The organism is Heyndrickxia acidiproducens DSM 23148, assembly GCF_000374345.1.
Taxonomy (GTDB): Bacteria; Bacillota; Bacilli; order Bacillales; family Bacillaceae_C; genus Weizmannia; species Weizmannia acidiproducens.
The window spans coordinates 1-15,352 of the sequence record NZ_KB894034.1 but is presented as its reverse complement, the minus strand read 5'-3'; the positions used below and the strand labels follow the sequence as shown (position 1 = coordinate 15,352).

At 40.0% G+C, this 15,352-nt stretch carries 12 protein-coding genes and 2 pseudogenes; 3 read left to right on the top strand and 11 right to left on the bottom strand.

The window, feature by feature from the left end; translation table 11 throughout:
• Positions 1-1,455, top strand: a 1,455-nt coding sequence (locus tag C232_RS0116410; RefSeq protein WP_018665243.1) for an SH3 domain-containing protein, incomplete at its 5' end; no start/stop codon positions are given.
• Between the two features lie 319 nt (positions 1,456-1,774).
• Here the strand turns inward: C232_RS0116410 and fucO are convergent.
• From fucO to C232_RS18895, 6 genes and pseudogenes are all read right to left on the bottom strand, one after another.
• Complete coding sequence (gene fucO, locus C232_RS0116405; RefSeq protein ID WP_018665242.1) at positions 1,775-2,926, bottom strand: lactaldehyde reductase; 1,152 nt, start codon at positions 2,924-2,926, stop codon at positions 1,775-1,777.
• A gap of 97 nt (positions 2,927-3,023) precedes the next feature.
• Positions 3,024-3,845, bottom strand: a complete 822-nt coding sequence (gene rhaD, locus C232_RS0116400; protein ID WP_018665241.1) for a rhamnulose-1-phosphate aldolase — start codon at positions 3,843-3,845, stop codon at positions 3,024-3,026.
• A gap of 14 nt (positions 3,846-3,859) precedes the next feature.
• Complete coding sequence (locus C232_RS0116395; protein ID WP_018665240.1) at positions 3,860-5,131, bottom strand: L-rhamnose isomerase; 1,272 nt, start codon at positions 5,129-5,131, stop codon at positions 3,860-3,862.
• An 18-nt stretch (positions 5,132-5,149) separates the two neighbouring features.
• Entirely contained in the window at positions 5,150-5,464 is a 315-nt protein-coding gene (gene rhaM / locus C232_RS0116390) for an L-rhamnose mutarotase (RefSeq protein ID WP_018665239.1), read from the bottom strand.
• Positions 5,461-6,924 carry a rhamnulokinase gene (gene rhaB / locus C232_RS0116385; RefSeq protein ID WP_018665238.1) on the bottom strand — a complete coding sequence of 488 codons (1,464 nt, stop codon included), beginning with the start codon at positions 6,922-6,924 and terminating at the stop codon, positions 5,461-5,463. The genes rhaM and rhaB overlap by 4 nt, the downstream gene beginning before the upstream one ends.
• A 141-nt stretch (positions 6,925-7,065) precedes the next feature.
• Positions 7,066-8,325 (bottom strand): annotated as a pseudogene (locus tag C232_RS18895) (MFS transporter).
• Positions 8,326-8,458: 133 nt separating this feature from the next.
• On the opposite strand from C232_RS18895, the gene C232_RS0116375 reads away from it, so the two are divergent.
• Positions 8,459-9,448, top strand: coding sequence for an AraC family transcriptional regulator (locus tag C232_RS0116375; protein WP_018665235.1), 990 nt, complete (start codon positions 8,459-8,461; stop codon positions 9,446-9,448).
• A gap of 245 nt (positions 9,449-9,693) precedes the next feature.
• On the opposite strand, the gene celB is transcribed toward C232_RS0116375, so the two are convergent.
• From celB to C232_RS0116350, 5 genes are all read right to left on the bottom strand, one after another.
• Positions 9,694-10,980: a PTS cellobiose transporter subunit IIC gene (gene celB / locus C232_RS0116370; protein ID WP_018665234.1), complete on the bottom strand. Its 1,287-nt coding sequence runs from the start codon at positions 10,978-10,980 to the stop codon at positions 9,694-9,696.
• A 27-nt stretch (positions 10,981-11,007) separates the two neighbouring features.
• Positions 11,008-12,111, bottom strand: coding sequence for a DUF871 domain-containing protein (locus C232_RS0116365; protein ID WP_018665233.1), 1,104 nt, complete (start codon positions 12,109-12,111; stop codon positions 11,008-11,010).
• An 87-nt stretch (positions 12,112-12,198) separates the two neighbouring features.
• Entirely contained in the window at positions 12,199-12,519 is a 321-nt protein-coding gene (locus C232_RS0116360) for a PTS sugar transporter subunit IIA (protein ID WP_018665232.1), read from the bottom strand.
• Positions 12,520-12,550: 31 nt separating this feature from the next.
• Complete coding sequence (locus tag C232_RS0116355) at positions 12,551-12,880, bottom strand: PTS sugar transporter subunit IIB (protein ID WP_018665231.1); 330 nt, start codon at positions 12,878-12,880, stop codon at positions 12,551-12,553.
• A 156-nt stretch (positions 12,881-13,036) separates the two neighbouring features.
• Positions 13,037-14,944, bottom strand: a complete 1,908-nt coding sequence (locus C232_RS0116350; protein WP_018665230.1) for a BglG family transcription antiterminator — start codon at positions 14,942-14,944, stop codon at positions 13,037-13,039.
• A 218-nt stretch (positions 14,945-15,162) separates the two neighbouring features.
• Here C232_RS0116350 and C232_RS0116345 point away from each other — a divergent pair.
• A pseudogene (locus C232_RS0116345) lies at positions 15,163-15,352 on the top strand (IS1380 family transposase); the annotation flags it as partial.

Below are 15,352 nucleotides of genomic sequence, written 5' to 3'. Positions count from 1 at the left end.
GTGCATGCATCTTATTTGGTAAACACAAAGCCTGACAGCAGTACAACAAACGCTTCATCACCAGCCAAAACAACAACGAAATATGTAAATGTGGACAAAGGTTCCCATTTATTATTACGTTCAAAAGCCTCAACTGGCGGCAGAAGGTTAGCGAGTCTCCAAAGAGGCGAACAAGTTACGGTTTACTCAACCTCAGGCCCATGGGCAAAAGTGAAAGCTGGAAGCCAAACCGGTTATGTGCTTGCATCTTATCTGGCAAGTTCAAACCCTGATGCAAATACAGAAAAGGAAACAGCATCAAACAGCAATAATAGTTCCGATCAAACACCCGTTTCTACGGTCACAAAATATACGACAGCTGATGTGAATTTACGCAAAGGGGCTTCTACCTCAACAGATGTGATTGATGTCCTTGATAAAGGAACAGCTGTAAAGGTCTATTCTGAAAATGACGGTTGGGCAAAGGTGGAGATAAGTGGAAAAATTGGTTATGTCAGCACAAAATATTTAAAATCCGCTGCAACACCATCCAATGGTAAGGTTACAACAGCTCATCAAACATACGATCTTTCATTAGATGAATTTGCAAATATTGAAACAAAGGTTTCACCACAAACAGACACAAGCAAACGATATATCAGAAGTGATGCCATTAAGCTGTCAAGTGGCACAACAGGCGTTGTCCAAAATGGAAATTGGCATGTCAGGGATGGTGCTGGCGCGAAAAATCATGAAGTGGGTGAAACGCTTAAAGAAGGTACAAAGGTAACCATTTTATCCACCGTAAAAGGTGATGACGGCTATTCATGGTACCAAATCAGTTACAACAAAACATGGAAAAAAGCGACTAAAAGTGAAGTGGAATACTATTTAAATCCCGCTAACTTCATTTCAGATCCAGTTCGCTCACTACAATTTTTGAAATTAACAACGACAGCCAATCTTAGTGAAGCAGAAGTGAACCAAAAGATTCTTGTTGGTAAAGGCATTTTAGCTGGAAAAGCATCTGCATTTTTAACAGCTGCAAAACAAAACGGGATAAATGAAATTTATTTGATTTCACATGCCTTACTTGAAACAGGTAATGGAACATCCCAGCTTGCAAATGGTGTCCAGTATAATGGCAAAACGGTTTATAATATGTATGGTATTGGTGCGAATGATGGCAATGCCGTACAAAACGGGGCCGCGTATGCCTATAACCAGGGTTGGACAACTCCGGAAGCTGCCATCATTGGCGGAGCTAAATTTATCAATAGCAATTATCTTGGCGTTGGACAGGATACATTATATAAAATGAGATGGAATCCAGACAGCGCTGCAACATACGGTTATGCCTCCCACCAATATGCAACAGACATTGGCTGGGCTTACAAACAAGTGGATGAAATCTATAACTTATACAACCTATTAGACAATTACAATATAACATTGGAAGTTCCAAGTTATAAGTAACCCAACTGGAAATTTATTGATAGATCCATAGAAAGCAGTACAAACGAGCACATTATCCCGGAAGCGAACTGAGTTAATTTGAAAAAAAGTTCCTGGGATAGTGTGCTCATTTATAGCAATAGAAATCAGCAAAATAACAGCCGCTCTTTTCATTACAAAAAGAGCGGCTTTCATACTATACTTAGTTCCAATTTATAATTTGAAATTTCTAATTCAGCGTATGCTTCCACAGCTTTTTTAATTCTTGATCAAGCGGTGACACCTGAAGCTATAAAATCCGTAGGCACAGCTAAATCAGTCCCTACTCACTTTCATAAATCTATAGCAATGATTTATACAGGCTTATGATCTCATCAACATTTGTTCCTCTTGGATTACCGCCTGTACATACATCTGCAAAAGCATCTTTGGCGATAGCCGGAATATCTTCCTCTTTAACACCTAATTCACTTATCGTTTGCGGAATTCCAACATCCTTTCCTAATTGTGCAACGGCTGCAACAGCTGCTTCCCTTGCGTCATCAAGGCTTAATGTATCAGCATCTTTAACCCCCAGCACTTTAGCAATATCGCGATATTTCTCACCTGTATAACCGGCATTGTACTTCATGATCGTCGGCAGCAAACTTGCGCAAGCAACGCCATGTGGCACATTATACCATGCGCTTAGCGGATGTGCCATTCCGTGCACCAAACCTAAGCCAACATTTGAAAAGCCCATTCCGGCAATGTATTGCGCCAATGCCATATCTTCACGGCCTTTTGCATCTCCTGCCACTGAAGCCCGGAGCGAACGCCCGACAATTTCAATTGCCTTAATATGCATCATATCCGTTAATTCCCACGCACCGTTTGTAATATACCCTTCGATCGCATGGGTTAAAGCATCCATTCCTGTTGCTGCACACAATCCTTTTGGCATAGACATCATCATATCACTGTCTACAAAAGCAACTGCGGGGATGCCATGCGGATCAACGCAGACAAATTTACGATGGTTGGACTCATCCGTTATGACATAATTTATGGTAACTTCTGCTGCTGTTCCGGAAGTCGTTGGTATTGCAAAAATCGGTGCCGTCGGATTCTTCGTACCCGGTTCTCCTTCAAGACTTAAAACATCTGCATGTTCAGGATTTGTCGCAATAATTCCGATGGCTTTTGCAGTATCAATCGGTGATCCTCCTCCAATGGCAATAATATAATCTGCGCCGGCTTTTTGATAAGCAGCTACTCCGGCTTTCACTACTGAAATAGTCGGATTCGGCACAGTTTGGTCAAAAACTTCATAGGCCAAACCCCTTGCATCCAGTAATTCCGTAACCTTGCTTACAACATTGTACTTCACCAAGTCAGCATCTGTGACAATCAGAGCCTTTTGGTAACCTCTTTTAACCGCTTCATTTGGAACTTCTTTAATAGCTCCTTCACCATGATAGGAAGTTGCGTTTAATATGATTCGATTTGCCACGATACAAGTCCTCCTTTTTACAATTGTGATACACTTCACAAGTATGATTAGATGGCACTTGTACAAGTACCATCTAATCATTTAATTGTTGCACTGCTCAGACTTCAAGAAAACCTGCCTTTGGCGTAACACCGAACGCTTTTGCTAAATCGTTCAGCTGGCGATCTGTAATCTCTTGTTGGATTTTTCCGCCCTGCGCTTGGACACAAGTCCAAATTTGCGCTGCTTTCTCGATGGTTTCAATTAGACCAAAAGCCTCATCTATGGATGTCCCGCTGGCAAAAATTCCGTGTTGCGGCCAGATAACAGAGCGAAAGTGTTTTAATTTATCAGCAGTTGCTTCACCAATTGCAACGGTTCCGGGAACCATCCAAGGGAGCACGCCGACCCCTTCAGGGAAAACAACCAAAGACTCCGTCTGCATTTTCCAGAGGATTTTGGTTAACGCCTTTTCATCCAAAGGCTGCGTAAAAGTCATGGCAATCAAATTTGTCGGGTGGCAGTGCATGATTACACGCTGGTTATTATCCTGTTGCAACCGTGTTTGATGGCCCATTAGATGCGTAGGAAATTCACTTGTCGGCAGGCCGTTATCTGCGAATCCCCACAACAGATCAACACTTTTGCCGTCTTCTGCAATTCTTACCAAACCAAGATCTCTCTCGGGAAAATCAATTATATTCCTGAAATAGCGCCCGGTTCCGGTCACAAGAAAATACTTCCCGGCTAATTCTTTTCCGTCAAATTGAATCGGAATGTTGCGCCAAACTTTTCCGGTATCTTCAAAAGGGGCAATCTCATCTTTGGTTAAAAGGTAGCTGACATTGCCGCCGTTACGCTCATCCCAGCCGTGATCATAAAGTTGGTAGGTGATTTTTGCGACTTCTTTCACATAACGTGAATGAATAAATTTCTCCATTTCCTCAATCTCCCTTACTTTTCATTTCTCTTGAACAAAACGTCTTCTTCATATTGTCGAACTACTTTCAGCCAATCAGCACCGGCAGGGACATTGTTTTTCAAACAGAAGTAATCCCAAACCGCACTAAACGGATATGATTTCAATGCTTCCGTGAAGGCCAAACGAGTTGTGAAATCTCCTTCGTTTTCAGCCTCTTTTAAGCGATCAATCGGTGATAACATTGCTTGTAAAAGGGCAATTTGCGACGCACGGGCACCAATAACCCAGGCAGCAATACGGTTGATAGTCGCATCGAAGAAATCCAGTCCAATATTGGTTTTATCTAATCCGTTATCACGGACTAAAGAACGCATGATACGGATTAAAGCGTCATCCAAAATCACAACATGGTCGCTGTCCCAGCGTACCGGACGGGAAACGTGCAACATTAATCCCTTTCCGAAAGGCAGAAATGCCGAGAATTTATCTGAAATATCTTCTGTCGGATGGAAGTGGCCGGCATCAATCGTCCATAATTTATTTCTCGTCAGCGCATAGTTATCGTAAAATTCATGGGAACCGACTGTATAAGATTCAACACCGGTGCCAAATAATTTTCCTTCGAATGCTTCTATCGTATCGTTCTCATCGATAGGTTCCGCAATAATCTGATCCAGTGAATCTATTAAACGGAGACGCGGCGAAAGTTTGTCAATCGGATTATCCTTATACCCATCCGGAATCCAAAAATTATTCACCGACTGCTGACCTAATTCTTTGCCGAAGTATGCTGCAATATTCCGGGTGCGTTTGCCATGTTCGATCCAAAAATCACGGGTTTCTTTCTCCGGGCTTGCAAGCGTAAAGCCATTTTTCAACTTTGGATGAGAGAAAAAGGTTCCGTTCATATCCAAACCAACGCCTTCTTCTTTAGCCCAGTCTACCCAATACTTGAAATCTTCCGGTTCGAGTTCATCCAAATCTTTTTGCTTATTTGTTACAGCATAGATTGCATGCAGTTGTACTTTATGTTTCCCTGGAATTAAGGATAAAGCTTTCGAAAGATCACTACTCAATTCATCAGGCGTCCGGGCAATACCGGGATAATTGCCGCTAACTCCGATGCCGCCGGTTAATTCCGCATTTGGAAACAAAAAGCCATGAATATCATCGCCTTGCCAGCAATGAATAGATATCTTAACTTTTTGTAAAGCAGCCATGGCTTTTTCCGTATCTACACCGATTTCCTTATAACGTTCCTTTGCCAATTCGTACGCTTGCGAAATCTTTTCTTCGTTTCTCATTTTCATATCCTTCTTTCTTTAGTTTAGATGGAAAACTTCTTTTAGATCCAGCGAAACCGGGCTGTTATCCGGATTCGTTTTCATCAGCGGTTCCATGTACTCCCACCATTTCTTGCAAATATCTGTTTGGGCAATCCGGTTATACCCCGCAACATCCGGGACTTCTAAGTAAGCGAATAGCTCTCCATTTTCTTTATTTAGAAAAATAGAATAGTTCGTTGCACCGTGGTCTTTTAAAGCTTTTTTCATTTCAGGCCAAAGATTGGCATGGCGCTTTTCATATTCATCATAATACGCCTTATCCAGATACATAATTTGTGCAATTCTTTTCATGAGATCCCCTCCTTATGAGCCATGAAGTCCTTATATTGATTTAATACTTCGGCATTGTTTCCAGATTCAGGACGATAAACTTTGATATCAAACGATTTTGCGGTCAACGCTCTGGCTGCCGCTAAATCGGCAATATCACCAGTTGTAATCATCTGTACCAGGAGATTCCCGATCGCCGTTGCTTCGGATGGCCCCGCTTTTACTTCAACGTTTGCCAAATTGCTCGTTAATTGATTAAGAAGTGCAATATTACTGCCGCCCCCGACAATATTTAATACGTGAATCGGACGTTTTGTAATAGAACGCAGCTTATCAATTTCATTGGCATAAAACAGTGCCAAGTTGCAATATACTGCTGCCGCCAGCTCGCCGGTTGTTTCCGGCACTTTTTGATTTGTTTCGCGGCAATAGTCTTTTAATTCGCCAATCATACTGTCAGGATTATTAAATCGGGTGTTATTCACATCAATGAACTGTTGAAACGGCGGAACCTGTGCAGCTAGTGAAGCAATTTCAGAAAATGAATAACGATTGTTCTGCTCGCGGCGAATGCATTGAATGATCCATAACCCCATGATGTTTTTCAAAAAGCGATAGGTTCCGTATGCGCCCCATTCATTTGTATAATTTTCTTTGAACGCTTTAACCCCATTTTCCGGTGTGTTTAATTCCCTGCCAAGCAGCGACCATGTTCCGGAGCTTAAAAATGCCCAATCATCTCCGATACCCGGGGTTCCGACGACAGCTGAAGCCGTGTCATGGGTGGCAACAGTAATTACTTCACAATCAGGAATTTTGTATTTTTTATGCCACTTTTGCAAGACATTGCCAAGCACCGTTCCTGATTCCACCAACTTAGGAAATTGCTCTGGATAAACGTTCACTTTTTTTAATAAATCGGTATCAAAAAGACCTTCCCGTATATTCAGCATCTGGGTGGTTGATGCATTGGTCACTTCTGTTACCGCATGGCCGGTCAATACATAACCAATGTAATCCGGAATCATCATAATTTTATCTGCTTTTTTTAAATCGTCTCGATTTTCTTTGTAAAGCTGGTAAAGCGTATTCAATTCAAGAAACTGGATGCCGGTTTTTTTATAAATATATTCTTTTGGCAAATCGGTCGTTAATTCTTCAATTGCATGCTGTGTCCGCCTGTCCCGATAACTAATGGGGTTTTGAATTTTTTTCCCATCCTTGCCGACGAGGACATAATCCACTGCCCAAGTATCAATTCCAAGCTTCGCATGATGAATTCCCAGCTTCCATGCCTTTTCCAATCCGGTAAAAATTTCATGAATTAAATGTTCGATATCCCAGCGATCGTGTCCATTTTCTCGTTTGAAACCATTTGTAAAGCGGTGGATCTCTTGTACTTTAATGCCGGACACCTCTTTCGTCCCCCAAATCAGCCGGCCGCTGGAAGCTCCTATATCGACTGCAATATAATTTGTCAAGGCACTCACCTCTTTTCATATCTTGGAAAACGTTTTCGAATTCTATTAAAACACTTAGATCTGAATGATCAATATCTTGAATGAATATAAAAAGTATCATACTTACATATTAAATGCAGTTTATTTTCAATCATCTATTTTTCAACCAGCTTGACCATATCTTTCTTTTGTTATCTCATCCAGTGAACGCCCTCTTGTTTTCGGCGTCCAGATTGTTCCAACAAGAAGAGAGATGATTAAAAAGACAACAATCATTGTGCCTGCAGCTTTAAATCCCATAGCATTCATAATTGGTGGGAAAATGATTGACCACACACCGGCAGAAGCACGGACAATGAAAAACATAATGCCTTGTGAACCGGCACGTTAGCGCGTCGGAAACAACTCGGTTGCCCATAAGGCATAAAACGCTTGCGCTCCAAAACCTGCCGATAAGCCCCAAAGTAGAACGAATGACCACAGAACGCCCCATCCCATGTTGCCAAAAGTAATCGCAATCCAGCTAAGTGCTGCCATTAAAGCGCCTACAAAGTACATCCAGCGATGACTGACACGATCGGCGTACTTGGCAAAAACAACGTAACCGGTTAATGCCGTAAAGATCCATAACACGGCCGATAATAAATTGGCCTGCATATTGCTCAAACCGCCAACCGTAGAATAAATGTACGGCATGAAAAATCCTTGCACACCGGCGGCCAGATTCCATAAACAGTAAACGCCAATCAGGAACAAAATGGACTTAACATTAACCATTTGGGAAAAAAGTTCTCTATAAGGATGCGGCCTTTCTCCAGATTTGTCCTCTTGCTTCTTCTTTTCGACCCAGTCTTTCGATTCTGGAAGTTTGCGCTGCAAATTCCAAGCAATAAAGGCGACGACAAACAATGATCCAAACACAAGCCGGTTGCCTAATAGACCAAGTGGAGAAAAAGCTAAACCAAGTGTAAAGATGATCGCCGGACCGAGTGACCAGGCAAATTGTGAAATGCCGATATTATGGGCCCGATTCGTAGACTCTGAGGTTTCGGAAATGTACGTCCACGATGCCGGGACACCTGCTCCAACGGATATCCCTGTTATCAAAAAGCCTAGTAACAGCATTGGAAAATTGAATGAAAAAATAACGATTAAAACACCAAGCATGTAAAGTAGCAAATTGTAGGTATAAATAAATTTACGCCCATACTTGTCAGACAATCTGCCGCCAATCAGTGCCCCAATCGCTGCCCCAAAGGCATTTGCGCTTAATGCCCCCAGCAACCCCACCTGCAAACTGCTTAATCCAAATTCTTTTGCCCATAATGTCAGGCCGCTTGCCCCAGCAACAATGGAGCCAGCATCCAAGTAGTTTGTCAGTGAAACTGCTATCGTTGACTTAGTAGAATTATCACTTGCCATATTAATACCTCCTCACCAAAATTTTTCAATTGGGAAACGCTTACAATTTAGTTTTATCGTAAACGGCATTGTGTTACAATAACATTAGTTAGCATAATGAGTATCAAATTTACATGTGGGGGAGTCGATCCGAGTGGAAGAGAATATACTTCAAAAATTTAAAGAAAAATCGACTATCGAAATCGAACAGTTTAAAACCCGCCATTTTGTGAAAGATTACCCTGATTACGTATTTGGTAAAAAATCGGCGGATATCGTGCTGCAAGCAAATTATTTTTTTAACAATAAAGAAGTCTATATCAGTAAACACCCTCGTTATGCAGATTATCCTCTCCATACCCATGAGTTTTTTGAAATCAACTACATGCTATCGGGTAGCTGCCAGCAAATTGTTGAGGGCAAGAGGATCTATCTAAGCACTCATGATCTATTGCTGTTGGATATTGGCAGCAAACACGAAATTAAGGCACTGGGTGAAGACGATATTATGATCAATATTTTGTTTCGCAATAAAAATATCAGTATATCGTGGTTAAACGATTTAAAAAGTAGCAATAGTTTACTTTTTGATTTCTTATTGAATGCTATCTATGGGGGGAAAGGTCAGAAAAAATTTATTATTTTCAGTAGAAAAAAGAACGGGCAAATTGTACAAACCATTGATACTTTAATTAAAGAATACCTTAATAAAGAGCCATATTATAACGTGATTACCGCCTCTTACCTAAATATTTTGCTGACCCAGCTTGTCCGTTATTATAAACTTGATAAACCATTAAAATTGAGCAGCAGCCAGTCGCTCGTCATTAAAATTTTGAGGGATATCGAACAAAGTTACGATGACCTAACACTCGAACAAGTTGCGAAAAAATACAATTATAATAAGAACTACCTCAGCAACCTTTTAAAAAAAGAAACGGGTAAATCTTTCAATGTTTTGCTTACTCAGCAGCGCTTAATCAATGCACACTTTCTGCTCGTTACAACATCACAGAATATTCGCGATATTATGTACCGTGTCGGATTCACAAATAAGACCTTTTTTTATGAGAAATATAAAGAATATTATCATGAACTGCCCGGCGAGACGCGAAAAAATAGCACAAATGGAATTCCATTTTGAATTTTATGCCGCCGAGGGCAACCAAATAGTGTTTGTCGATATTAATTAGGAGAAATTAAGTGGTTTCTTTGAAAATTGTAATTGACAACGTACTGGATCACTGGTAAAATCCGCGGGCTACTTTGGTCATTGAGGCGAATATCGTAGGGTGAAGGTAAAATAATAGAGGCAGAGGACTTCCCATTGTTCATATAAATGAGTACAGGAAGCCCTTTTCATAAACAGATGTATTTTCTGAATATATTTTATGCCATTAAATTGCTATCAGATGATTCTTCTAATTTATTACTTGCTTCAACCTTTAGCTCTGCTCTATCCATAATTTTTACAAATGGATAGTAAATCAGAACAGAGATGGCAAGTGTGATGATTTGGATAATTGCACCGCTAATTTTCCCGCCGGTTGCGAGGTAGCCGCTAATAATTGGCGGCATCGTCCACGGCACAACAATGCCAGCTGGTTTCGCGACGAGTCCGGTTGCCATTGCAAAGTAGGTGATGACCGCACTTACCATGGGGGCCAAGATGAATGGGATTACCAATTTAAAGTTCAGTACAACCGGCAAGCCAAACAAAACCGGTTCGTTAATATTGAAAATTCCCGGAGCAATGGATAGTTGCCCCATTGCTTTATTGCTTTTACTTCTAACAAACAGCCATAGACAAATAACGAGTCCGATTGTAGCTCCTCCGCCTCCCATCCAAACAAAATTCATCATAAATTCATTCGTCACAATATTTGGTAATTCCTTCCCAGCTTGGAATGCAATACGGTTGGCGTCCGTGTTCTGCAGCCAAATCGGCTGGATAACCGGGTTAATCGTATTTGCACCATGGATTCCAACAAACCAGAAGAGAGAATTCAATGCAACAATGACAAGGGTCCCCCATAAACTACCGCCCAATGCGCCAAGCGGTTTACCCAAGATATTTGTTAATAAGGTATGAATATTTTGGACACCAAAAAGATCCAACAACAGATAAATCAAGCTCCAGAAAACAATGACCATAAAACCCGGAATTAGAGCAGCAAATGATTTTTCAACTGCAACAGGTACACCCTCGGGCATTTTGATTGTAAAGTTTTTTTGAACAAAGAATCTAAAGATTTCAGCAGTGATTAATCCAATTAAGATTGCTACAAACAGTCCACCGCTCCCTACATATGCATAAGGAATGCCGGAACCAGCTTTAGCAACCAAGTCCGGAGTAACGATAATAAAACTTGAAAGTGCCACGATGCCGTCCGCCACACCATCTGTATCATAGTACTCCGCTAAACTGTACGCAATTCCGAATACGGCAACGATAGCCATGAGACCAAATGATCCGTTAACAATTTTGCCAAAGATAGCTGCCAAACCGATGTTACTTAACCAATCATTGTAGCCGGTAATCGGCAAATTACCAATAATGAGGAAAAAAGATCCGATAATAATGAGCGGCATACTCATTAAGATCCCGTCTCTTAATGCTCTGAGATGGCGCTGGTTTCCAATTCTACCCGCAATTGCTTCAATTTTTTCCAACAACTCAATTCACTCCCTTAATAATAGCGATTATGAATGGCTATTTTTATTGAATGAAAATTTAAAGCTTGACCATGGCTTGATATAATCCAATAAGAAGACGGTTTCATCTTTCAGGCGGCCGACTACATTGCGATTTCCTTCATTCTCCATGTTTTTTAATGCGATTTGTATTTCTCCTTTGTACTGGCCAAATGCGTTGTTACAAATGAGAATGTCACCTCTCTTAATCGGCAGCAAATGATCCGGACGGATATCTTCGCCCCTGTACTTCGACCGGGTTACAGATGAACGGAGCATATACTCGGAACAGTCTCCCCTGTACTGATGGACCTCCTCTAAAACAATCTTTTTTTCCAAGTCTGAAATACCATTTAACAATTGAATTTCAAATGAGGGATGAGTACTGAACCAAATTTCAGACATAATCCGTAATTCGTCTTCTGAAGCATACGCATTTCCAATCAAAATATCGTCAATTGTCCCCATCAGACGGTAATGCGTAATTTGTGTCTGAAGGGTGAGATTTCGGTGCTGTTCAAGGGTACATAATCCGGCCAGCACCGGCCACGGTCCTGTCTCCCCATACTGCGATGTGACAAACGCCGCCGTATGGATATGATGATCACGAAACATTTTGGTTGTTTTTTCAAAATGACTTTGGGATAGGCCTGAGTACTTTTGCGGATAAAAATTATGGGAAGCGTACAATTTTTCAATATTTGGCTGATAACTCATAATATTGTCAATATACCTTGTACCACTGCTCATATTAACTTCAATCGCCAGCTGGTACGGGTTTTTTGTCATTTTTGCTTCTTCTGCTCCGGAAAAGCCCAAATCAAGACGAATTCCTGCAGCTCCCAGTTCTTTAAAAAATTTAAGATCGTCATAGCTAATATTCAATTGCTTAAATAATCCCGGATTTATATCCAAAATCGTCTCCATTCCAATTGAATTCCCATACTCTATAATCCTTTTAAATTTGCTAATGACTTCATCCTGATTTCCCTTAATCTCAAGTAAACTTGTAAAGATTCTTGTAAAACCATACTGTTGCGCAAGATCAAGGTAAACCTTGTCTTTTTCAAATTCACTTTTTGAAGGATAAATGGATAGTCCTATTTTTTTCATAATTTTCCTCCTCTTTAATTTAATCTGATTTTTAACGCGACACAATCTTAACATTGCATTCAAGTATAAAGAAAATTGCTTCTTCCTTTACAGACGATTACGAGTTTCATAAACCTCCGCCAGTTCTTTTGCTAAATCCAGGAATGTAATCGCATTCATCAAATGATCCTGTCCATGTACCATTAACAACGAAACTTGAGGCCGATTACCCAATGATTCTTGCTGGAGAAGCGCAGTCTGAGTATGATGAGCCTTTACTAATTCATTATTTGCCTCTTCAAATTTTTCCTTTGCCTGTTCAAAGTTCCCCTTTTTTGCCACTTGGATTGCTTCCATGCCAAGACTTTTTGCATTGCCACTATGTACGATTAGATCCATAACCATATCCAGATCTTTCTTTTCTCCCAAATGAGCCACATCCTTTCCCGCTACATGCTCTTTATTCACGGTTTTTGATCAACTGTAATGCAGTTTCCAGCACTTTTTCACCGTTCATTTTTCCATAATCCTGCATATTAATAACAGCCAATGGAATACTTTTTGGAGAAAGCATCTTTTCAAATTTGGCTTTCATATAACGAACTTGAGGGCCTAATAACAGCACGTCAATGTGCTCTTTTGCAATAAACTTATTCGCTTCTGTAGATGACATTGCCATGATTTCCGCATTGATTCCTCTTACTTGTGCTGATTTTTGCATTTTCGTCATTAATAAGCTTGTACTCATTCCAGCTGAACATACTAGTAAAATTCTAACTTTTCCTTCCATCTGAATCCCTCCCAAATAAAAGATTACTTACTACTTCTATTATATGATTTAATTGAATCATTTTTATATTGGTTTATTTCCATCTGGAAATGGAAAAAATCAATTCAAGAAAATGGAAAAAATCAATTCAAAAAAAATAAGCTGATTGTAATGAAATCAACTTATCTGCCTTGACATAATACGAATGATTTTTTCTGCAGATGTACTACTAATCAGCTTTTGAACGGTAGATTTACTTTCTATTACTTTAACTAATTGCTGATACATGCTGTTTAGAGTACCCATGAGCTCTTTTTTTATATTTAATAGACAGACAAATTGTACCATCCTTTCTTCGCTCCATTGAATTGGATGTTTCAAAGTACAAATAGTCCAAAAGGTTTGATCAGTAACAGGTTCAATGGGGTGAGGGACAGCAACCAAATTTCCATAACAGGTAGCAGCCAAACTTTCCCTTTTTAAAACCATTTCTAAATAATTTTTTGGAACGAGATCTTGTTTATATAATTCCCCACACAAGTAACGGATGATACTTTCTTTGCTGCTCAACTCCCGGTGAATAAAAATTCTGGAAGGCGCGAGATATCTTTCGGCCGGATCAGGGTTGGCAGCCAGATGATTTTCTATATTTCTTACATCTTTCTCTTCCAAAAAATTGTTAACTACGACTACTGGCACTTTTAAATTACTTGAAACCGGCAAGGTGCTAATAATAATGTCGACATTCGATAAATCATATGAGGAGAGATGATAGTAGCTGATGGTACCAACAATTTCGATTTCCTTTTCAAATACATTTTTCAAACGATAATAAAGAAGTTTTGCGCTGCCAACGCCGGTTGCGCAGACAATTAGCACCTTTTTTGTCCGTTTCTTCTTTGTCTTCATCCGTTCAAGCGCTGCACCGATGTGTACAGCAAGATAAGCAATTTCATGTTCGCTGGCTTTCAGTTGTAATGAATCCTCAATGCATTTGCTAACCATTACTGCCCCTTCAAATGCATCTGGATACCTCTCTTTTATATCTTCCAGCAGAGGATTCCGGGTACCCATATGGAATCTTAGACGATTGATCGCCGGGCGAAGATGCAGTGTGATACCTTGAACAAACTCCTGATCTTTGTGAAAATTCCAACCAAAACCCGTTTGTAATTGATCTAGAATGCTCTCCACAATTGGATTTACCTCCTCAAATCCTGTGAGCGCCGCTACATTTTCCTTTGGCAGCATTTTGGTCCCTAGTAAATGGAGCATAATATAATCAATTTCGGAAGTTGGAAACTTTAGTCCGGTAATCACTTCAACTTCCCGAATGATTTCCGCAGCAACCAGCCATTCAAAAGCATAATCTTGTTTGTTAAATTGATGATGTATAGTTTCAATGATAAACCCTTCCTCTATCCTTTTGCAGGCAATGGCAATATGAGTAGTTAAGTTTTCTAACTCAATGTCTGAAATGATTAATTGATATTCGTTTATTTTTTTGATCAATATCCCTCTTATTTGTTCAAACAGCAATGAAATATTGCTAGTTTCCGGCTTATCTCCCCCATACCTGTTAAAAATAGAATGAGAGAGGCAGAGCCTTTTCATGTACTCATCCCCTTTTACCTTACTTCCGTAGTGTGGACGGGTAATCAGTTCAAGCTGGTATTTTCCTAAGCGCTTGCGTACTTTCTTCAAATCCGTTTGCAACGTTGATTTGGAAACAAACATTTCATTTTCGAACTCTGCCATTTTCAAAAAATCTTTTGACAGCAGCAGGCGTTTTAATATGTACGCAACCCGGTCTTCCTGTTCTGCAAAATATTTAGATAACTGACTGATTTCTTTTGCTTTTAAAAGCTTCTCAGAATCGATAATCATCAGTCGGTAGCCCATTCCCCTAACCATTTCAATCTTTATACCTATTAAATCACTTTTTTCTTGAAGCTGTTTAATCTCATTACGTACGGTCCGATCACTTAAATTCAATTGTTTCGCAATCCACTGAGCGGATGCTGCTTCAGGAGACTTTGCCAACAACAACAGTATATCTTTTTGCCGTTTTGAGATCAGTGACATTTTCGCTTCCCCTTTCATTAAGTACTGAATGAAGCCGTAGATTATAATATCGGTAACAATACAATGGATTTCCCAGCGAGACAAAAATCATCTCATATTTAATATACTTTTACCTGAATCCGTGACGAAATTTTCATTCAATCTCGAAAAACCCGCATGAAATCTAGTATAATATGGACAGAGTTCCATTTTAACCAATTCCACAATCAGGTGATTTCATGAAAAAGTTTATTATAGAAGCTACGAATGAACGAATTACTGCCCAAGCAGGATTAGCTATTGTAGGAAACCTACTAAATCAGACAAATTTAGATTCAAAGTTAAATGCCTATAAATTACCAAATATTTCTCGTAACCCTGAATATTCAAATGGTGATGTTGCCAAATCTTATATCGGCCTGCTTTGCC

Bases quoted from the DNA above. Each gene is read 5' to 3' on its own strand.
- rhaD (WP_018665241.1), bottom strand. From the start codon at position 3,845: ATGGAGAAATTTATTCATTCACGTTATGTGAAAGAAGTCGCAAAAATC.
- C232_RS0116395 (WP_018665240.1), bottom strand. From the start codon at position 5,131: ATGAGAAACGAAGAAAAGATTTCGCAAGCGTACGAATTGGCAAAGGAA.
- rhaM (WP_018665239.1), bottom strand. From the start codon at position 5,464: ATGAAAAGAATTGCACAAATTATGTATCTGGATAAGGCGTATTATGAT.
- C232_RS0116365 (WP_018665233.1), bottom strand. From the start codon at position 12,111: ATGAAAAAAATAGGACTATCCATTTATCCTTCAAAAAGTGAATTTGAA.
- C232_RS0116355 (WP_018665231.1), bottom strand. From the start codon at position 12,880: ATGGAAGGAAAAGTTAGAATTTTACTAGTATGTTCAGCTGGAATGAGT.
- C232_RS0116350 (WP_018665230.1), bottom strand. From the start codon at position 14,944: ATGTCACTGATCTCAAAACGGCAAAAAGATATACTGTTGTTGTTGGCA.